The 19,402-nt window shown below is 68.8% G+C and carries 15 protein-coding genes and 1 pseudogene; 8 read left to right on the forward strand and 8 right to left on the reverse strand.

Annotation, left to right across the window (positions count from 1 at the left end):
• Positions 1 to 78 precede the first annotated feature (78 nt).
• A complete protein-coding gene (locus tag LGM71_RS13620) occupies positions 79 to 489 on the reverse strand; it encodes a hypothetical protein (protein WP_124900788.1) in 411 nt (136 codons plus the stop codon).
• Between the two features lie 586 nt (positions 490 to 1,075).
• On the opposite strand from LGM71_RS13620, the gene LGM71_RS13625 reads away from it, so the two are divergent.
• Both LGM71_RS13625 and LGM71_RS13630 read left to right on the forward strand, forming a co-directional pair.
• A complete protein-coding gene (locus tag LGM71_RS13625) occupies positions 1,076 to 1,330 on the forward strand; it encodes a DUF3562 domain-containing protein (RefSeq protein WP_226115104.1) in 255 nt (84 codons plus the stop codon).
• 248 nt (positions 1,331 to 1,578) lie between these two features.
• Positions 1,579 to 3,378: a methyl-accepting chemotaxis protein gene (locus LGM71_RS13630; RefSeq protein WP_226115105.1), complete on the forward strand. Its 1,800-nt coding sequence runs from the start codon at positions 1,579 to 1,581 to the stop codon at positions 3,376 to 3,378.
• Positions 3,379 to 3,431: 53 nt separating this feature from the next.
• Here LGM71_RS13630 and LGM71_RS13635 read toward each other — a convergent pair.
• A pseudogene (locus tag LGM71_RS13635) lies at positions 3,432 to 4,663 on the reverse strand (sigma-54 interaction domain-containing protein).
• Positions 4,664 to 4,826: 163 nt separating this feature from the next.
• On the opposite strand from LGM71_RS13635, the gene LGM71_RS13640 reads away from it, so the two are divergent.
• Both LGM71_RS13640 and LGM71_RS13645 read left to right on the forward strand, forming a co-directional pair.
• A complete protein-coding gene (locus LGM71_RS13640; RefSeq protein WP_226115107.1) occupies positions 4,827 to 6,788 on the forward strand; it encodes an ATP-binding protein in 1,962 nt (653 codons plus the stop codon).
• Between the two features lie 100 nt (positions 6,789 to 6,888).
• Positions 6,889 to 7,518 carry a DUF4142 domain-containing protein gene (locus tag LGM71_RS13645; protein WP_226115155.1) on the forward strand — a complete coding sequence of 210 codons (630 nt, stop codon included), beginning with the start codon at positions 6,889 to 6,891 and terminating at the stop codon, positions 7,516 to 7,518.
• A gap of 34 nt (positions 7,519 to 7,552) precedes the next feature.
• On the opposite strand, the gene LGM71_RS13650 is transcribed toward LGM71_RS13645, so the two are convergent.
• The 3 genes from LGM71_RS13650 to LGM71_RS13660 all read right to left on the reverse strand — a co-directional run bounded on the left by LGM71_RS13650 (position 7,553) and on the right by LGM71_RS13660 (position 9,137).
• A complete protein-coding gene (locus tag LGM71_RS13650; protein WP_124900790.1) occupies positions 7,553 to 8,053 on the reverse strand; it encodes a PRC-barrel domain-containing protein in 501 nt (166 codons plus the stop codon).
• 64 nt (positions 8,054 to 8,117) lie between these two features.
• Positions 8,118 to 8,549: a CBS domain-containing protein gene (locus LGM71_RS13655; protein WP_124900791.1), complete on the reverse strand. Its 432-nt coding sequence runs from the start codon at positions 8,547 to 8,549 to the stop codon at positions 8,118 to 8,120.
• Positions 8,550 to 8,888: 339 nt separating this feature from the next.
• The gene (locus LGM71_RS13660) at positions 8,889 to 9,137 is read right to left on the reverse strand and encodes a hypothetical protein (protein WP_124900792.1); all 249 of its coding nucleotides are present in this window, start codon (positions 9,135 to 9,137) and stop codon (positions 8,889 to 8,891) included.
• Between the two features lie 520 nt (positions 9,138 to 9,657).
• On the opposite strand from LGM71_RS13660, the gene LGM71_RS13665 reads away from it, so the two are divergent.
• The 4 genes from LGM71_RS13665 (at position 9,658) to LGM71_RS13680 (ending at position 15,158) form a co-directional block, all read left to right on the forward strand.
• Complete coding sequence (locus LGM71_RS13665) at positions 9,658 to 9,969, forward strand: hypothetical protein (protein ID WP_226115108.1); 312 nt, start codon at positions 9,658 to 9,660, stop codon at positions 9,967 to 9,969.
• A 207-nt stretch (positions 9,970 to 10,176) separates the two neighbouring features.
• A complete protein-coding gene (locus LGM71_RS13670; protein ID WP_124900793.1) occupies positions 10,177 to 11,055 on the forward strand; it encodes a MipA/OmpV family protein in 879 nt (292 codons plus the stop codon).
• 105 nt (positions 11,056 to 11,160) lie between these two features.
• Positions 11,161 to 12,861: a VRR-NUC domain-containing protein gene (locus tag LGM71_RS13675; protein WP_226115109.1), complete on the forward strand. Its 1,701-nt coding sequence runs from the start codon at positions 11,161 to 11,163 to the stop codon at positions 12,859 to 12,861.
• Complete coding sequence (locus tag LGM71_RS13680; RefSeq protein ID WP_226115110.1) at positions 12,858 to 15,158, forward strand: ATP-dependent DNA helicase; 2,301 nt, start codon at positions 12,858 to 12,860, stop codon at positions 15,156 to 15,158. Before LGM71_RS13675 ends, LGM71_RS13680 begins: the two co-directional genes overlap by 4 nt.
• Positions 15,159 to 15,197: 39 nt before the next feature.
• On the opposite strand, the gene LGM71_RS13685 is transcribed toward LGM71_RS13680, so the two are convergent.
• The 3 genes from LGM71_RS13685 to shiA all read right to left on the reverse strand — a co-directional run bounded on the left by LGM71_RS13685 (position 15,198) and on the right by shiA (position 19,056).
• On the reverse strand, positions 15,198 to 15,968 hold the full coding sequence (locus LGM71_RS13685) for an IclR family transcriptional regulator C-terminal domain-containing protein (RefSeq protein WP_124498875.1): 771 nt from the start codon (positions 15,966 to 15,968) through the stop codon (positions 15,198 to 15,200).
• Between the two features lie 268 nt (positions 15,969 to 16,236).
• A complete protein-coding gene (locus LGM71_RS13690; RefSeq protein WP_124623989.1) occupies positions 16,237 to 17,538 on the reverse strand; it encodes a UDP-N-acetylglucosamine 1-carboxyvinyltransferase in 1,302 nt (433 codons plus the stop codon).
• A gap of 210 nt (positions 17,539 to 17,748) precedes the next feature.
• On the reverse strand, positions 17,749 to 19,056 hold the full coding sequence (gene shiA, locus LGM71_RS13695; protein WP_124623991.1) for a shikimate transporter: 1,308 nt from the start codon (positions 19,054 to 19,056) through the stop codon (positions 17,749 to 17,751).
• Positions 19,057 to 19,402: the final 346 nt, after the last annotated feature.

Below are 19,402 nucleotides of genomic sequence, written 5' to 3' on the forward strand. Positions count from 1 at the left end.
TGCCGATTGGCGTGACAGCCTTCGTCTCCATCGCGCTGCCCCCGTGCCACATCGGCTGCGTTCGGCTTCTTTCGGCTTTTACACGCGGTGAGGCGCTCGCAGGTCGTGCCGACTGCGGGCGCCGCGGCATACGCGTGCGCGCCGACGCACGCCATGCAGCCGTCCTCGTCCGCCCGGCATGCGATTGCGCAACCGTGGCCAGCCGGGGCGCGTCTTTCGGCGCGGCCTCACGACGACCGGTGCGTCGGCACCGGCCCGCGCGCAGAGGGCGGCGGCGAAGCGCTGCAGCGCGAGCACCGACCCCGCGACACTCTGGTATTTCTCGCGGCCGATCTGCCCGTCGAGCGTGACGAGCAAGCCCGATTCGCGCGCGAGCGCGAGCAACGCGTCGAGATCGTCGGGCGGGCGGATTGCGACCGGCGCGGCAGTCGCGAACAGCATGCGCGTGCGCCGCTGTCCGTCCCGCGCCGGGAAGTTGCGATGGGCCATGATGGTCTCCTGCGCCCGACCCCGCGTGCCGGCTCGATGGCCGGCTGAGCGATGACCGGGTATGAACGCTTGGTTCATGATGTCAGTATCCGCCGGCCAAGCCGCGTTGCCAATCGGCGCGGGCTGAAGTCGCTGTCAGACATTGCGCGCGCGGTATCGGAATCCGCTGACACGCAGGGCCGACGATCGGTTGCGGTGGCGCAAGGCGGGCCGTCACGCGATGTGCGGCACCCCGACCCGGTGCATTCGAACAGACGAATCGCGGCCGGTGATCATCGCTTGACGCGGGATTTCGGCCGGTCTAAGTTTCCCGATGCATCGGCGTCGCGCGACGGTTCGTCGTACGCGCGATCGGCGGTGCCGCGCCTCGGGGGGCGTGGGCAATCCTTCCAGTCATTCGCGGGCCACGCGCGCCGCGAATCCTGCGCACGAGCCGATCCAGCGACGGATCGGCGCGGCGGCACGCGACGTGCCGTTGATCGCGCGCAAACACGCTTCGGCGCATCGCACGCCGGGCGGCTGTCCAGTCTTTAATCTTCCGGTAGGCTCATCTTCCTTTCGTTCCTCGACCGTCAGGAGCTCGTCGATGTCACAGGACAATCTGCTTGATGCTTTGAAGGCCGTCGCCGAAGAGCGCGCGATCGGCGCCGACCAGTTGCGCACGATGCTCGACGACGAAGTGCGGGCGTTGTCGTCCGATGCCCGCGTGCACGACTACATCCACGTGTTCGCGATCCGCCACCTGCGCGAACGGATGCGCAGACAGGACGAACTCGAGCGCGACACGCCAGCCAGTACGCCGAACCGGGAGCCGGATGCGAGTACCAGTCGGCGTCTGTAAGGAGGCCCGCCGCGGCCAGCGCCATCGACGCCGGGACCGCGGCCGACTGCCGACCGACGCCGACGCGCAGGCATGCCGTATCGGCAACCGCTGCGCGCAAGCGTGCCGCCAACGCCCCCGCGGCCGCCGGCGTTTTGCGTCATACGTTTCATCGAATCGACACAACGGCCTCAAGTTAGCGGCGCGAATGCCGTTTACCCGGTGAATTCGTCCACCGGGCGTTCGCGCTCCCTTACCGAGTCGTTGCCATGCTCTCGTCCCTCCGCACCCGCATTCTTGCAGCGTGCGTCGCCATCGTCGTATTCGCGCTCGTCGCCACCACGCTGATCAATTACTTCATCGCACGCACGTACAACGAAGATGCGATCGACCGCAACCTGAGATCCGTTGCCAGCGGCCACGTGGTCGGCATCGGCGACTGGGTCGCGACCCGAAGCCGGATGATCGCGTCGCTGCAGGACGCGGCGCTGTCGCCCGATCCGCTGCCGGTCTTCAAGCAGATGGCCGCGGCCGGCGGCTTCACGAACGTCTACGCGGGCTATGCGGACAAGGTGTTCCGTTTCTCCGACCCCACCGGCATCCCGCCCGACTACGATCCGACCGGCCGCCCGTGGTACAAGCAGGCCGCACAGGCCGGCAAGCCGGTCGTCACGCCGCCGTACGTCGATGCGGGAACCGGCAACCTGGTCGTCACGTTCGCGGTCCCGATCCTGCGCGACGGCGCGCTGAAGGGGGTCGTCGCGGCCGACGTCGCGATGGACAGCGTGATCGCGAACGTGAAGTCGATCCACCCGACGCCCGCGAGCTTCGGGATGTTGATCGACAGCAGCGGCCACGTCGTCGCGCATCCGGACGCGAAGCTCACGCTGAAGCCGGTCGCCGACGTGTCGCCCGACCTCGGCGGCATGGGCGCCGCGTCGCTCGCCGCGGCCGCCGCGCCGGTCGAAGTGCACGTGGGTGGCGACGCGAAGCTGGTGCGCGCGCAGGCCGTGCCGGGCACCGACTGGTACGCGCTGGTCCTGCTCGACAAATCGGAAGCGACGGCAGGGATGCGCTCGCTGCTGACAGCGTCGCTGATCACGCTGGTGGTGATCGTGGGCGTCGCGTCGCTGATCGTCGGCGCGATCACGGCAACCGCGTTCCGCCGGCTGTCGCAGGTGCGCCAGGCGATGGCGTCGATCGGCTCGGGCACCGGCGACCTGACGCAGCGCCTGCCGGCCGAAGGCCGCGACGAAGTCGCCGACATCGCGCGCTCGTTCAACAGCTTCGTCGACAAACTGAACGACGTGATGCGGCAGATCCGCGACGCGAGCGAATCGGTGCGCACCGCCGCGAACGAAATCGCCGCGGGCAACCAGGACCTGTCGTCGCGGACCGAATCGGCGGCGGCGAGCCTCGAGGAAACGGCTGCATCGATGGAAGAGATCACCGCGACGGTCGGCCAGTCGGCGGCCGCTGCCAGCCAGGCCGACGAACGGGCGGCCGCCGCGTCGCGCATCGCGTCGCACGGCGGCGTGGTCGTGTCGGACGTGGTGTCGACGATGGGGAAGATCGAGGAAGCGTCGGGCCGGATCGGCGACATCATCGGCGTGATCGACGGGATCGCGTTCCAGACCAACATCCTCGCGCTGAACGCGGCGGTGGAAGCCGCGCGTGCCGGCGAGCAGGGGCGCGGTTTCGCGGTCGTCGCGCAGGAAGTGCGCAGTCTCGCGCAACGCAGCGCGCAGGCCGCGCGCGAGGTGAAGGTGCTGGTCGAGTCGACGGTGGCGAGCGTGTCGGCCGGGTCGGGACAGGTGCGCCAGGCCGGCGACACGATGCGTGAAATCGTGTCGAACGTCGCCAATGTAACGACGATCATCTCCGAGATCACGCACGCGGCGAACGAGCAGACGCGCGGCATCCAGGAAGTGAACCGCGCGGTCACGCAACTCGACGAAATGGTGCAGCAGAACGCGGCGCTCGTCGAGCAGTCGACCGCTGCGGCGACCGCGCTGCAGACGCAGGCGAACGCGCTTGCGACGACGGTCGGGCAGTTCAAGGTCGCGTGACCTGCATCGCGTGATGCGGGCCGGATCGCTGCGCGCCACGCGCGCGGCGACGCTCAGCCGTGGCCGCCGTCGCGCATCAGCGCCAGCCGGTTGTAGAGCGTTTTCAGGCTGATGCCGAGCGCTTTCGCCGCTTGCGGCTTGTTGCCGTCGAAGTGCCGTAGCGTCGCCGCGATGAAACGCTGCTGCGCGTGGTGCAGCGTCGCGCCGAGCGGCAGCGCCATCGCATCGTCCGACGTATGGTCGGGCAACATCGTCGGCTTGGGCAGCGCGACGTCGATGCCGTCGTCCGCGAGGATGTACGCGCGCTCGATCGTGTTGTGCAGCTCGCGCACGTTTCCTGGCCACGAATACGCACGCAGCGCGGCGATCGCCGCGTCGGTCAGGCGCTTGTGCGAGTGGTGCCGCACGTTGAGCGCATCGACAAGCTCGTGCGCGATCGCCTCGACGTCGCCGTTGCGCTGGCGCAGCGGCGGCACGTACAGCGCGAACGCGGCGAGACGGTAGAACAGGTCCTCGCGCAGCCGGCCGTCGCGCACGGCTTCGGCGGGATTGTGACGGGTCGCCGACACGATGCGCACGTCGAGTGGAATCGACTCGGTGCCGCCGACCCGCACGATCGTGTTCGATTCGAGCGCGCGCAGCAGCTTCACCTGCAGCGACGCGGGCATCTCCGCGATCTCGTCGAGCAGCAGCGTGCCGCCGAACGCGGCTTCGAAGAACCCTTCGCGTTGCGCGATCGCGCCGGTGAAGCTGCCTTTCTCGTGACCGAACAATTGCGCTTCGGCGATGTCCGCCGGAATCGCGCCGCAGTTGACGGGGACGAATGGCCCGTCGCATCGCGCGCTCAGATCGTGCAGTCGCCGCGCGACGATATCCTTGCCGACCCCGCTTTCGCCGGCAATCATCACGCTGGCGCGGGTCGGAGCGATTTTCTCGATACGGCCGAGCAGCGTGCGCATCGCCGCGGAGTGGCCGGACAGCCGGCGCGCGTCGGCGCGTGGCTTCGGACGGTTTGCAGAGTCGACCATAGGCGTTCAGCGGGCCGTTTTGAAAATCGGCACCGCGCACTCCGTTCTTTGCAATATCTATCATCGACAGCGAAACCGCACGGAAGGTGCCGCGATTTAGAAATTTCCAATGTCGGGTGCGACGACGGAAGAAATATGCGATCGCTGGGGCACGATGCCGACAGGCGGCGGCCGATGCCGCCCCATGGTGCTTTTTTACAGCCGAGGTATGAAAAATCGAAACACGCCTGCCATCGCGTTCTCCGCAAACGCGACAGGCGGTTGAGCGACGCGGCGCGACGGCACGTGCAACCCCCGGCTTTGCCGCGAAGTCGCCAGGCGCCATGCGGCGGGTACGCGTGTTGCGAAGGCTCGTAGGCTCGCCCGGTCCGCTCGAGGGTATACCGTCGAGCGACGGTCGCAGGGCGATGCAGGGAAACGATGAAAACCTTTACCCGCGAGCTGTTTCGGCAGGGCGCATGGGTCGTGCTGGCCGTCGGGCTGGCGTCCGCGCTGCAAGTGTGGGCGATTCACGCCGTCGGCATGCGTGAACCGTTTGCACCGCTGCCTTTCTACGTCGGTGTCGCGGCCGCGGCCTGGCTGACGTCGTTCGGCGGCGGTCTGGCCGCGACTGCCGCGAGCGCGGCCGTGATCGGCGCGTTGTGGTGGCGCGATGTGCCGCTGCTCGCGCTGCTGACGCGGGCCGGCGTCTTCGTTGCGATTGGTTTCGTCGAATGCATGCTCGTGCTGGCCGTCAAGCCGCTGCTCGCGAACGACCGGCTGCGCGGAGCCGACGATGCCGAAGACGATGACGCGCGCCCGGCGAGCCGCGAACCGGCGCGCGCGCCGCTCGCACTCGACGACATCCTGCTGCGCCGCGTGGTCGACGCATCGCCCGACGCGATCGTCGGCGTCGATGCCGCACGGCGGATCACGAGCTGGAACCCGGCGGCGCGGCGCCTCTTCGGCATCGACGTCGCGGCGGTGATCGGACACGACGTCACGACGTTGATCGCGCCGCGCTGGCTGCGGCTGCATCCCGTTCCTGCGTCGTTCGCGAACGCGCGCGCGCCCACCGGCCCACTCGACATCCTGTGTGTACGTCGCGACGGTGGCCGCTTTCGCGCGACCTTCGCGGCAGCGCCGATCGTCGACGCGCAAGGCAACTGCACCGGCCTGTCGATGACGCTGCGCGAGGCGCACGAACGCCGCGACGAGCGGCGCGAACTGTGCTCGCTGCGCGGCGTGCGCGACGCGCGCGTGCAGGCCGACGAATCGAACCGGTTGAAGGACGAACTGCTGGCGACCGTGTCGCATGAATTGCGCACGCCGCTGAACGTGATCTACGGCTGGGTCGAGGTGCTGCGCAGCGCCGACGCCCAGGGCTTGGCGCATCAGGCGATCGACGCGATCGATCGGAGCGCGCGGTCGCTGTCGCGGATGGTCGGCGACCTGCTCGACGCGTCATCGTTCGCGACGGGCCGGATGCGGCTCGAACGCACGCCCGTCGACCTGGTGCGCGCCGTGAACGAGGCAGTGCGCGAGCTGGACGCGAGCGCGGAGGCGAACGGACTCGAACTGTCGACCGCGTGCGCGATGTCCAACTGCGTGATCTACGCGGACGGCGAGCGCATTCGTCAGGTGCTGTCGAACCTGCTGTCGAACGCGATCAAGTTCACGCTGCCGGGCGGCCACGTCAAAGTGTCGCTGACCCGGGCCGGCGCGCGCGTGCGGCTGTCGGTCGCCGATACGGGGCAGGGCATTTCCGCGGATCGCCTGCCGCATCTGTTCGATACGTTCAACCGGCCGGAAGGCGCGTCCGCGTCGCCGAAACGCGGCCTCGGGCTCGGCCTGTCGATCGTGCGCAACATCGCGCGGCTGCACGGCGGCGAGGTGGCGGCCGCGAGCGAAGGCGTCGGGCGTGGCACGACCGTGACCGTCATGCTGCCGGTGGACTGGCGCGCGGACGATCTGATCGGCCAGCCCACACGGCCGAGCGGGGCGTCGACGGCGGTGGCGCTCGACGGCCAGCGCGTGCTGGTGGTCGACGACGATGCGACGTCGCGCGAGAGTCTTGCGGCGGCGCTCGCAACGCTGGGTGCCCAGGTGTCGACCGCGCAATCGGGGCGCGACGCGCTCGACGCGGTCGCGCGGCAGCACCCGAGCGTCGTGCTGTCCGATCTCGCGATGCCGGACGGCGACGGCTTCTGGCTGCTCGACCACATCCGCCATTTGCCGAACGCCGACGGGCTTCTGCCCGTCGTCGCGGTAACGGCACACGCGGGCGCGGACCGGAACCGCGTGATGGCCGCCGGCTTCGACGCGTTTCTCGGCAAGCCGGTCGACATGCCGACACTGGCCAGCGTGATCGTCGACGTGGCGGCCGCCGGACGGCACCGCTGACGCCCGACGGCCTCCGCAACACCCGCCAGGAGGCGCGATGAAGAGATCGAACAACACGCAGCGCGACGACCCGGGAGGCAAGCCGGCGCGCTCCGGGCGCATGCCGCTGATCGTGCGGATCCCGTTCGCCGGAAATGGCTGCTTGCTGGTATCGGGCGTGTTCGCCGCGTTCTGCACGTCGGCATTCACGCCGGCGCATGCGCAGGCGCCGCCAGCATCGTCCGTTCATGTCGCGCCGGGCGTCGTCCGTCCCGGCGAGACCGCCGACGAGGCGGACATGACGCGGCGGCCGAACGGCATCGATGCGGAATTCGTCGACAAGGCAGGCATCGTCGGCAAGACGGCGCTGGAGGCGAGCCAGCTCGCGCTCGATCGGTCGTCGAATCCGGACGTGAAGGCCTTCGCGCGCCGGATGGTGGACGATCAGGTTCGCATGGCCGCGGAATTGCGCCGGCTCGGCGCGCAAAAGGGCCTGCCCGTGCAGACGCGCATGCTGGTCGATCCGGGGCTGACGACCCTGCGAACCATGCGTGGCGACGCATTCGACAAGGGTTACATCGCGCTGGCGGGACCGAACGCGCACGAGGCGGCGATCAGGCTCTACGAAGCCGAAGCGCGCAACGGTCACGACCCGCAGCTTCGCGCGTTCGCGGCAGACACGCTGTCGACGCTGAAGGCGCACCTGCGCGCCGCGCGCGCGCTCGAGCGTTCGATCGCGGCCGCGCACTGATCCGCACGGCGGCCGCGCGCGTCTGTCGCGTCGGTCAGTGGCGTCGCGTGCCGCTCTCCGGGCCGTTCGGAGACGCCTCGTATGGCGGCGAGTCGAGCGCCGTCTCGCCTTCCTCGATCAGCCAGTACGGCGACGCGCCGTAGTGCGCGTGCAGCGCCTCGGCCCACGCGGGATCGGCCATCGCCGGCCAGCGGTCCTTCTCGAAGCCCGGTGCGTCGCGCACCCGTTCGGTCGGAACGGGCAGCACGAAGCAGCGGCGCTCGACGTCGAGCGTCAGCACGTTCCACGGCACCGCGAGCAGCTTGTCGCCGATCCCGGCAAATCCGCCCGACGACACGACCGCGTACGCGATCCGGCCCGAGTGGACGTCGAGCATGATGTTCGTGACCTTGCCGATGTCGTCGCCGTCCATCGTCAGCACGCGATCGTTTTCCAGCGTGCCGGCGGCCATCACGTCCGGCCCCGGCCCGCCGGCCGAACGGCCGCGGTCGCCGACAATGCGCGCCTGTGTGCGCGACGGTCTGTCCGTTGTCATCGCTTTTCTCCTGGTCGAAGCGGCACGGCGCATACGGCGCGCGGGCTGCACGGATGGGGGGCGCTCAGCGGCGGCGCGGCAGGGACACGTCCTCGAGCGTATTCGCCAACTCGTCGCGTGCCGGGCCGCCCGCGCGCGTCGCGATGTCGCCGAGCGACACCATGCCGACGATCTGGTGGTTGGCGTCGAGCACCGGCATCCGGTGCAGCTGTATGTCGGCCATCCGCTGCTGCACGTCGCCGACGCCGTCGTCCTCGACGCACCACTGCACCGGCGCCGATGCGACCATTTTCACGGGGGTATCGGGCGGATGCCCGTGCGACAGCGCGCGTACCGCGAGGTCGCGGTCCGTCACGATCGCGACGAGCCCGGTGCCGTCGCACACCGGCAGCACGCCGATGTCGAAGCGCTGCATCAATTCGGCCGCATGGCGAATCGTGTCGGTGGGCGCGACGCACACCACGTCGCGCGACATGATTTCATTGACGCGATACATGAACGCCTCCTTCGTGAGCGAGACGATGCGGGAGCAGGACGCGTGCCGCGTTCAATCGACAGGTGCCGGACCTGCGCGGCCGTGCCACGGAGAAATTTGCCAGCCGGGTTGTACATCTTCCACGGCGGCAGCCGTGGCCGGGCCGCGCACTGCGCTCAGTGGCCGACGCCCGTCATCACGACGATGGCGAGCACCAGCGCGCTCTCGATCGCGGCCAGCGCCGCGACGCCCGCGGCACCGCTGACTTCGTGCCATGCACGTTCAATGCGTTTCATCGGTTCGCTCCGGTTGAGCCGGCCCGTTGCCGCGCTGCCGCGCATCGCGGGCCGGGTGCCGCCGTCAGCCGTGATCGCGGGGCGGTGGCGGGGCGTCGGGCGCGCGACGTTCGCGCTCGCCTGACGGCCTGGCGGGGTCGATGCGGGTTGCGCCGCCGACGGCGGGCGGATCGCTTGCCGGGAACGTCTCCTCGAGCCCTTCGTCGATGCGTTCCTCCGTCTTGTCTTCGGACGGCTTGCGCGACGTGGCCAGCGGGAGCGGGCCGGCAGCCGGTGACACGGCGTTGCGGCTGCCGGGGGCGGATGCGGTCATGATCGAACCTCCTTACGGGTACGAGGATCGCAAGCGCCGTGCCCGCGCGGCGCGGGCGGCATGACGCTTGCAGTCGTCGAGGCGGCCGGGCGGGCGACCATTCGGGCTGCCCGCAGCCGGTATGGACGAGAGGACATCGTGATGATTGAACCCAGGGAAAGGATACGTTACGACGCGAGCGTGTGTAGCGGCGATTTCCGTGATGTGCGCGAACGGTTCGACACATGCGCGGCGGCCCCGCCGGGCAGGCACATCCGTTGCGCGTGCTCGCCACGCCAATCGACACGCGCGAGCCGCCGCGCAGGAGTGACATGAGCACGCAATCCATGCTGCACCGTCCCGAGCCGACGCCCGACGTCGATCCCGACCCGGCGCTGCCCGAGCACGACGATCCGTTCGATCCGCCCGTGCCCCCGGGGCAGCCGCTAGGCGATCCGCCATCGCAGCCGCCGCCGATGCGAATGCCGGGCGGGCACAGCCAACCACGGCCGGCCGCGCGAACACTGAAAGGAGGACCATCATGGACATTCACGTGCAATCGCCCGACAAGCGCGCGATCGCCCAGGTGCTGGGCCGTTATTTCGAGTCGCGTTCGCTGCGCTATCACATCGAGGAGTTGCCGGGCGGCGTGCTGCATATCGGCTTTCGCGCGAGCGGGCACCCGGTCGCGGTCACCGTGTCGTTCGACGACACCGCCTACGACACCTACACGCACTGGGACGCGAGCCAGAAGCAGCTCGCGCTCGGGCGTCTCGCCGACGGCTTCTCGCGCATGATGGCGAAGCGCAGTCCGGCCGCGCTGGCCGGCGACTATTACGTCGAGCGTTTCTGATTCCGCAATCCTGCACCGGTTCATGCCGGAAATCGGCAAAGTGCCCGTGCTCAACGGGCGCTTTGCGGCTTCGCCGCGCGTCGCGTAGGATGATGACAATTCAGCGCACGCTACGTTCGCGCCGTCGGCTGCCTGCCGTTGCAGCCGATCGGGATGCGACGCGCTTTCCCTTAGGTTCGTTTCGTGCAACCGACGGAGATCGCCTTGATGACCGTTGCCCGCCCGTTGTTGTCGCCCGGCATCCGCCGGGTCGTGTCCGGCCTGTCGGCCTTCGCCGTGCTGGCGGCGGCAGGTGCCCGCGACGCGTCGGCGCAGACGCCTTCGCCGCTCGGCGAATGGCAATACTCGGCAGGCGTCCCGCTGCAGAAGCTGTTCAGCCCGACAGTTCCGACGTGGCAGGTCAGCGTGGGCGCGGCGATGACGCTCCAGCCGCGCTACGCGGGTTCCGATCGCTACCGCGTGATGGGCGGCCCGAATGTGGACGTGCGCTATCGCGACCTGTTCTTCCTGTCGACGGGCGAGGGGCTCGGCGCGAACGTGCTGCGCGGGCCCAACTGGCGCGTGAGCCTGTCGGTGGGCTATGACCTCGGGCGCCGCTCGGCCGACGACCTCGACCACCTGAACGGGCTCGACAACATCAACGCGGCGCCGGTGATGAAGCTCGCGGCCGATTACGTGATCTCGAAGGATTTTCCGCTCGTGCTGCGCGCCGATGTTCGGCGCAGCATCGGCGGCTCGAACGGCTGGATCGGCGATTTCTCCGCGTACATGCCGATGCCGGGCAGCAACGAGCACTTCTTCTGGTTCGCCGGGCCGACGGTGTCGTTCGCCGATTCGCGCTACATGAACAGCTGGTTCGGCGTGAACCCGGGTGCGTCCGCGCGTTCGGGGCTGCCGACCTATTCGTCGGGCGCGGGGATGAAGTCGTTCGGCGCCGGCGTGACGATGGTCTGGTTCGTCAACAAGCACTGGTTCGTGACCATGGACGGCGCGATCGAACAGCTCGTCGGCCGCGCAAGGCGCAGCCCGATCACGCAGCAGTCGACGAACGGCGTGTTCGACATGTCGGTGAATTACCAGTTCTGATCGGATCGGCGCCGGAAAGGCGGCCGGAAGGGGCCGCGGCATGCAGCATTTTTCGTCACATTTGATATGATTCCGACCTGTACAAACGTACAGTGATCGATCCCCGTGACGCCTGCATCGCCGACGCCCCCGGCGTTTTACTACCTGACCAATTTCGAACGCGCGCTGGCCTGGCTCGGCGAGCGTTACGACGACCTGCTCGATGCGCGCGAACACGCGTTTCTTCGGGATTTCGCACAGTTGCCAAAAGTGTCGCGCGCGTTGCTCGTGCGCATGCTGATGCGCAGCGGGTCCGACTTCCGTGCGAGCAAGCTGGTGTATGACGAGATCGGCAGCACGCTCGACGCGGCCACGCCACTCGTCGAGCTCGGCTGGGTCGATCCGGCGCCCGCGCTCACGCTCGACGAGCTGTTCGCGCTGTCGACCAAGGCCGATCTCCTGAAGGTGTTCCCGTCGCTCGGCGCGCACGCGGGCGAGCGCAAGCCCGACTGGCTCGAGCGGTTGCGGCCCGCGCACGACGTGGCGCAGCCGCTCGACGCCTGGTGCGCGCAGACCGACGATCGCGTGCTGCGCGTGACGGTCGGCGCGCTGTGCGACCGGCTGCGACTGATGTTCTTCGGCAATCTTCATCAGGACTGGAGCGAATTCGTGCTCGCCGATCTCGGCGTGTTCCAGTACGAAAGCGTGCCGTTCGCGCCGTCGTCTCGCGCGTTCCAGCAGCGCGACGACATCGAGACGTATCTTGCGCTGCAGACCTGCCGCGAAGCACTCGATGCGTGGCCCGACGACCTGCCGTTCGACGCTCTGCTGCAGGCGATCGACGCGGTCGGCTGCGTGCAGCCGTGGCTCGCGACGCGCCGCGCGAAGCTGCTGTTCACGCTCGGGCAGACCTGCGAGCGCCGCGCCGACTGGACCGCCGCGCTGGACGCGTATGCGCGCAGCGCGTGGCCGGGCAGCCGGCACCGGCGCATTCGCGTGCTCGAACGCTGCGGACGCGACGACGATGCGCTCGCGCTGGCGCTCGAGGCGCGCAGCGCCTTCGAAAGCGACGAGGAGCGTCAGCGCGTCGAGCGGATGCTGCCGCGCCTGCAGCGCCGTCTCGGGCAGCGGGTTGAACGCGCGGGCAGCGCGCCTGACGTGCCGCGCGAGACGCTCGTGCTTGCGCGCCCCGACGCGTTCGTCAGCGTCGAATACGCGGTGCGCGACCACCTTGCACGGCCCGACGCGCCGGTTCACTACGTCGAGAACACGCTGATCAATTCGTTGTTCGGGTTGCTGTGCTGGGAGCCCGTGTTCGCGGCCGTGCCCGGCGCGTTCTTTCACCCGTTCCAGCGCGGCCCGGCCGACCTGCACGCACCCGATTTCGCGGTACGCCGCACCGCCGCCTTCGCCGGCTGTTTCGCGCAACTCGATTCGGGCGCGTACCGCGACACGATCCGCCGGCACTACGCCACGAAGATGGGGTTGCAATCGCCGTTCGTGTTCTGGGGCGTGCTGACCGACGAACTGCTCGACGAGGCGCTGGCATGCCTGCCGCCCGAGCACCTGCGGCTGTGGTTCACACGCCTGCTCTCGGATATCCGCGGCAACCGCTCGGGGCTGCCCGACCTGGTCCGTTTCTGGCCCGGCGAGCGGCGCTATGAACTGATCGAGGTGAAGGGCCCCGGCGACCGGCTGCAGGACAACCAGACGCGCTGGCTCGCGTACTGCATCGCGCATGCCATGCCGGTGCGCGTCGTCGATGTCGAATGGGCGGGCGCGGGCGAGGGCGTCCGGCAGGACGAAGCGGCGGGGTTGTCCGCATGAGCTATGTCGTCGCGGTGCGGGCGATGTGCGAGTTCACCGCGCGGCGCGGCGATCTCGACTTGCGCTTCACGCCCGCGCCGACCGCGCTCGAAGGCATCGCCGGTCACGGCGCCGTCACGTCGAAGCGCGGCGCACGCTATGAAACCGAGATCGCGCTGACCGGCACGTGGGGCACGCTGACCGTGCGCGGGCGCGCGGACGGCTACGATCCCGTCGCGAACCGGCTCGAGGAGATCAAGACCTATCGCGGCAGCCTCGACGCGATGCCGGCCAACCATCGCGCGCTGCACTGGGCGCAGGCGAAGGTCTATGCGCACCTGATGTGCGACGCACGGGGCCTCGCGGAAATCGACGTCGCGCTCGTGTATTTCGACATCGTATCGGAGCGCGAGACCGTGCTGACGGAGACGCTCGGCGCAAGCGCGCTCGCCGCGTTCTTCGCCGAGCAGTGCGCGTGCTTCGTCGGCTGGGCCGAGCGCGAGACCGCGCATCGCGCGGCTCGCGACGCGGCGCTGCGTGCGCTGACGTTTCCGCACGGGCAATTCCGCAGCGGTCAGCGCGAGCTGGCCGTATCCGTCTATCGGGCGGCGCGCGACGAACGCTGCCTGATGGCGCAGGCGCCGACCGGCATCGGCAAGACGCTCGGCACGGTGTTCCCGCTGCTGAAGGCATGCGGCGAGGGCGAGCTCGATCACGTGTTCTTCCTGACCGCGAAGACGCCTGGCCGGGCGCTCGCGCTCGAAGCGGCGACCACGCTGGGCGCCGGCACGCCGGCGCTGCCGCTGCGCGTGCTGGAACTCGTCGCGCGCGACAAGGCGTGCGAGCATCCGGACCGCGCGTGTCACGGCGAATCGTGCCCGCTCGCGCAAGGCTTTTACGACCGGCTGCCGGCGGCGCGCGACGCGGCGATCGCCACCGGGCTGCTCGATCGCGACACCGTGCGCGAGGCGGCCCTCGCACACGACGTCTGTCCGTACTACCTCGCGCAGGAGCTTGCGCGCTGGTCGGACATGATGATCGGCGACTACAACTACTACTACGACGGCAGCGCGATGCTGCATACGCTCGCGCAGCAGAACCAGTGGCGTGTCGGCGTGCTCGTCGACGAGGCGCACAACTTGCTCGATCGCGCCCGCAAGATGTACAGCGCATCGCTCGACCCGTTCGCGTTCGCGGCCGCGCGCGAGGCCGCGCCGGCGGCTCTGCGCAAGGCGTTCGACCGGCTCGCGCGCGCGTGGGGCACGCTCAATCGCGCACAGGCCGAGCGCTACGCGGCGTATCCGGAGATTCCCGGCCCGATCGTGACGGCCGTGCAGAACCTCGTCGCGGCGATCGGCGAACACCTGACCGATGCGCCGCGTGCGAACGGCGACGCGCTGTTGCGCTTTCATTTCGAGGCGATCCAGTTCGGTGTGCTCGCCGACGCGTTCGACGGCGCGTCGATCTTCGACGCGACGCTGCACGGCGAGCCGTTGTCGCGCCAGTCCGGGCTCGACGGCGTCGCGCCAGCCGCGCGCCGGCGCCGCATCCAGTCGACGCTGTGCGTGCGCAACGTGATTCCGGCCGGCTTTCTCGCGTCGCGTTACGAAGCCGCGCGCGCGACCGTGCTGTTTTCCGGCACACTGAGCCCGTTTCATTTTTATCGTGACACGCTCGGACTGCCGGCCGACACGGGCTGGCTCGACGTCGACGGGCCGTTCCGCGCCGAACAACTGACCGTGCGCGTCGCGAGCCACGTGTCGACGCGCTGGCGCGACCGCGACCGTTCGCTCGAACCGATCGTGGACCTGATCGCCGCGCAGTATGCGACGCGGCCCGGCAACTACCTCGGTTTTCTCAGCAGCTTCGACTATCTCGGGCGCGTCGTCGCGCTGATGCAGACGCGCCACCCGGACGTGCCCGTGTGGGCCCAGGCGCCCGGCATGGCCGAAAGCGAGCGCGACGCATTTCTCGCACGCTTCGACGCGAGCGGGCGCGGGGTCGGCTTCGCCGTGCTGGGCGGGGCGTTCTCGGAGGGCGTGGATCTCGTCGGCGAGCGGCTGATCGGCGCGTTCATCGCGACGCTCGGGCTGCCGCAGGTCAACGATGTCAACGAACAGATGCGGCGCGCGATGGATGCGCGTTTCGGCAACGGATACGACTACATGTATCTGTACCCGGGTTTGCAGAAGGTCGTGCAGGCGGCCGGACGCGTCATCCGCACCGAACACGACGAGGGCGTCGTGCATCTGATCGACGATCGTTACCGGCGGCGCGAGGTGCGCGATCTGTTGCCGCGGTGGTGGCAGATCGGGTGATCTGCCGGACGGGCGTCGTGCGCCCGCTTGCATGAATCCCTAAAGCACGTTCAGCATCGCGAGGGCGGCTTCCTGCAGATGCGGCAGCACGCGCCGCACGGCCGCGTCGGTCGACTCGGCACCGATCGGCATGTTCGTGCTCAGCGCGGCGACGACTTCGCCGTGTCGGTTCTTCAGCGGCACCGCGATGCCGCGCACGCCGACCTGCAGTTGCTGTTCGATGACCGCGAAGCCCGCGTCGCGCGCGTGATCGACCTGTTCGAGCAGGCGTGCCTTGTTGGTGATCGTGTGTGGCGTAAACGGTGCGAGCTCGGTGTCGTCGAGCCACGCGCGGACGGCCTCGCGATCCGGATGATGCGCGAGCAGCACGACGCCCGGCGACGTCAGCGGGGCGGGCACGCGCGCGCCGAGCACGAAGCCGGTCGTCATCACGCGCGACACGCCGTTGCGGGCGATGAACACGAGCTCCCAGCCATCGAGCACGCTCACGTACGCCGATTCGTTCAGCGACGCGCTCAGTTGCTGCAGATACGGCTGGACCGTGCGCGGCAGGCGCGCCGAGTCGAAGTACGACCAGCCGACCCGCAGCACGCGCGGCGTGAGGCCGTACAGCTTGCCGTCGGTGTACACGTAGCCGAGCGATTCGAGCGTCAGCAGGTAGCGTCGCGCGGCCGTGCGCGTGAGACCGGTGCGGGCAGCCGCCTGGGTGGGCGTCATTCGTGCATGCTGGCTGTCGAACGCTTCGAGGATCATCAGGCCCTTTTCGAGGCCGGCAATCCAGTCGCGTCGGTCGAGGTCGGGCTTTTTCATCGTCGGTGGCGCACGGGTGGGCGCGCGGTGTTCGCGCGGGAATGGGCGATTATCGCGCAGATCCAAAATCGTGCGAAAGCAATGAACGGACGGGCGATGGGTGACGAGGAGGGGGAATGTACCGGGCGCCGACGGTACGGCCGGTTGGAGCTGGTGGCGGCGACACTGATTGGTCGGGGCGGACCGGCGGATTGTCCGGGGGGCCGATGAATGCGGGGCGGACAGGATACGCGGCGCGGACATCGTCCACGCCGCATCCGGATCGACGTTACTCGCTGCTCGTCCACTCGACGTTCGCACCGACCGAACGCAGATTTTCGACGAAATGCGGGTGCGCGCGCCGGATCGGCAGCGCGTTCATGATTTCCGAGCGGCCTTCGATGCTCGCGGCCACCATCAGCAGCGCGATCGCGACGCGGATGATGTACGGGCTCTCGACGCGCGCTGGCGTCAGCTGCAGCCCGCCGAACGTGATCAGCCGGTGCGGGTCGGACAGCAGCACGTGCGCGCCGAACTTCGACAGTTCGCCGGACCAGCCGAGCGCGCCGTCGTAGACCTTGTTCCAGAACATCGCGCTGCCTTCCGCACGCACGCCGAGCGCGATGAAGATCGGCAGCAGGTCGACCGGCAGGTACGGCCAGGGCGCGGCTTCGACCTTGGTCAGGATGTTCTGCGTGAACGGCCGCCGCACGCGCAGCGGGCCGTCGCGTTCCGCGCGCGACCAGCCATCGCGGTGCGTGACGTGCACGCCGAACTTCGCGAACGTGCGGTCGATCAGCGGGAAATGCTCCGGCGACGAGTTGCGCACGGTGATGTCGCCGCCCGTGATCGCACCCAGCGCGAGGAACGTCGCGATTTCGTGGAAATCCTCGGCGAAGCGGAATTCGCCGCCGCCGAGCTTGCCGCCGCCCGTCACGCACAGGCGCGACGTGCCGATGCCTTCGATCGCGACGCCGATCATCGCGAGGAACTGGCAGAACTCCTGCACATGCGGCTCGGAGGCCGCATTCATCAGCGTCGACGTGCCGCCTGCCGCCGTCGCGCACAGCGCGAAGTTTTCGGTGGTCGTCACCGATGCGTAGTCGAGCCAGTGATCGTTGGCCGTCAGCGGGCCGTCGGCACGGACGATCAGCGAATCGGGCGTGCGCTGGATGTGCGCGCCGAAGCGCTCGAACACTTCGACGTGCGGATCGATTTCGCGCACGCCGAGCGTGCAGCCCTTCACGTCGTTCTCGAGACGCGCGACACCGAAGCGCGCGAGCAGCGGCGGAATCAGCATGATCGACGAGCGCATCGCCTCGGGCAGGCGGTGAACGGCCGGGTCGAACGTCGTGTTGCGATGGTGGAGATCGAGAATGCCTGTCGTGAAGTCGACCGACACGTCGCTGCCGAGCGTGCGGAAGATGTCGAGGATCTTGCGCACGTCGGTGATGTCCGGCACGCCGACGAGGCGCAGCGGCTGATCGGTCAACAGGGTGGCGCACAGAATCGGCAGGACGGCGTTCTTGTTCGCGGACGGCTTGATGTCCCCGCGCAGCGGAGTGCCGCCGTGGACGATGAGATTCGACATGATATGGGGGCGTATCTGTGACTGACGTAGGCCCATATGATGCCATTGGTCGGCGGGTGGCGTGGAATGTTCAGAGGGGAAAAGGGGCTTCTGCCCGCGGGATTGACCGTGTTTGACGTTGGGCGGGGCGCGATTCCCTTGCCCGGTCGGAGATGGCAGTCGGTGCGGAAATGGCCGGCGCGGATCGCGGCCGGCCATTCGGTCATAGCCTCACTGCGCCGCCCGCATCCGCGCGGCGACCACCAGCGAGATCAGGCAGCCCACCGCGAGATAGCCCGCGACGAGGTGCCACGAACCGCCGGCCACGCTTACCAGCGCCACCGCGATGAACGGCGTGAACCCGCCACCGACGACGCTCGCGAACTGATAGCCGACGCCCGCGCCGCTGTAGCGGTATTCGGCGCCGAACAGTTCGGTGAACAGCGGCTGCTGGACGCTCACGACCATGTCGTGCGCGGCATTCGCCAGCAGGATCGAGAAGACCACGATCCACGCGATCGAGCGCGATTCCAGCGCGACGAAGAACGGCACCGCCGACGCGAGGCCGATCACCGCGCCGATCAGGTAGATGCGGCGCAGGCCGAAGCGGTCGGCGAGCCACGCGAAGCACGGGATCGTTACGCAGCTCACCGCACCGACCAGCAGGCCGATGTTCAGGAACAGGTCGCGTGACATGCCGAGGTTCGACGTGGAATAGCTGAGCGCGAACGCGGTGACGATATACATCGTGAACAGCTCGGCGAGCCGCAGCGCGACGATCAGCAGGAACGCCTTCGGATGGCGCGTCAGTGCCTCCAGCACCGGCAGGCGGAGCTTGCGGTTGCCGTGCTCGACCTTCTCGACGAACTCCTGCGACTCGTCCATGCTCTTGCGGACCCACAGCCCGATCAGCACCAGCACGATGCTGAACACGAACGGCAGGCGCCAGGCCCAGGCCTTGAACGCGGCTTCGCCGAGGGTATGGCTCAGGATCGACACGATGCCCGTCGCGAGCACGAGCCCGACGCCGTAGCCGACCTGCACGCCGCTGCTGTAGAACGCCTTTTTTTGCTTCGGTGCGCTTTCGACGGCCATCAGCGCCGCGCCGCCCCATTCGCCGCCCACCGCGAAGCCTTGCAGCGCGCGCATCAGCACCAGCAACACGGGCGCCCACCAGCCGATCGACGCGAAGGTCGGCAGCAGGCCGATCGCGACGGTCGACAGCCCCATCAGCATCACGGTCAGCACGAGCATCCGCTTGCGGCCGAGCCGGTCGCCGTAATGGCCGAACACGACACCGCCGAGCGGGCGGAACAGGAAGCCGACGCCGAAGGTCGCGAAAGCCGCGAGCGTGCCCATGGTCGGGCTGACCTTCGGGAAGAATTCGGAATTGAAGACGAGTGCGGCGACGATCCCGTACAGCAGGAAGTCGTACCAGTCGACGACGGCGCCGACGAAGCTGCCGATCGCGGCCTTGCGGGCCTGGCTGCGTGCGCGGGCGCCGGCAGCGGCGTCGAGGGTGGCGAAGGTTGTGGTCATGGTGGTGTCTCCTGGCACGGCGCATCGTGGAAGCGTGGCGGCGCCGCGTCCGATGCTGCATTGAAGTCGATGGGTGAACGGAGAATAGGGCGCGCGCCGCACGGCGGCAATTGGCCGATCGGTCACAGTGCGCGATTATCGTTCAGTTGTGTGCGATTATCGAACGATTTTCGGGTTTGCACTAGGCGCGACACCAATATCCCGTTCAGCCAGGGTGTGCCGCCGTGAACGATCTGGTTAAAATCTGGACCATCGAAACCTCGCCCGAATCGGGCGGATGTCCGGCCGTCACATCGGCCGGGCGTGCCGCGCGCGCCGGGCGTCATCCCCATCGACCGCATGCCCC

Source organism: Burkholderia sp. AU33545 (assembly GCF_020419685.1).
In the GTDB taxonomy this organism is placed as follows: Bacteria; Pseudomonadota; Gammaproteobacteria; order Burkholderiales; family Burkholderiaceae; genus Burkholderia; species Burkholderia diffusa.

Coding starts and splice junctions, on each gene's coding strand:
- LGM71_RS13685 (WP_124498875.1), bottom strand. CDS start 15,968: ATGAAAAAGCCCGACCTCGACCGACGCGACTGGATTGCCGGCCTCGAA.
- LGM71_RS13680 (WP_226115110.1), top strand. CDS start 12,858: ATGAGCTATGTCGTCGCGGTGCGGGCGATGTGCGAGTTCACCGCGCGG.
- LGM71_RS13645 (WP_226115155.1), top strand. CDS start 6,889: ATGCCGCTGATCGTGCGGATCCCGTTCGCCGGAAATGGCTGCTTGCTG.
- LGM71_RS13620 (WP_124900788.1), bottom strand. CDS start 489: ATGGCCCATCGCAACTTCCCGGCGCGGGACGGACAGCGGCGCACGCGC.
- LGM71_RS13655 (WP_124900791.1), bottom strand. CDS start 8,549: ATGTATCGCGTCAATGAAATCATGTCGCGCGACGTGGTGTGCGTCGCG.
- LGM71_RS13650 (WP_124900790.1), bottom strand. CDS start 8,053: ATGACAACGGACAGACCGTCGCGCACACAGGCGCGCATTGTCGGCGAC.
- LGM71_RS13670 (WP_124900793.1), top strand. CDS start 10,177: ATGACCGTTGCCCGCCCGTTGTTGTCGCCCGGCATCCGCCGGGTCGTG.
- LGM71_RS13660 (WP_124900792.1), bottom strand. CDS start 9,137: ATGACCGCATCCGCCCCCGGCAGCCGCAACGCCGTGTCACCGGCTGCC.
- LGM71_RS13640 (WP_226115107.1), top strand. CDS start 4,827: ATGAAAACCTTTACCCGCGAGCTGTTTCGGCAGGGCGCATGGGTCGTG.
- shiA (WP_124623991.1), bottom strand. CDS start 19,056: ATGACCACAACCTTCGCCACCCTCGACGCCGCTGCCGGCGCCCGCGCA.
- LGM71_RS13665 (WP_226115108.1), top strand. CDS start 9,658: ATGGACATTCACGTGCAATCGCCCGACAAGCGCGCGATCGCCCAGGTG.
- LGM71_RS13690 (WP_124623989.1), bottom strand. CDS start 17,538: ATGTCGAATCTCATCGTCCACGGCGGCACTCCGCTGCGCGGGGACATC.
- LGM71_RS13625 (WP_226115104.1), top strand. CDS start 1,076: ATGTCACAGGACAATCTGCTTGATGCTTTGAAGGCCGTCGCCGAAGAG.
- LGM71_RS13630 (WP_226115105.1), top strand. CDS start 1,579: ATGCTCTCGTCCCTCCGCACCCGCATTCTTGCAGCGTGCGTCGCCATC.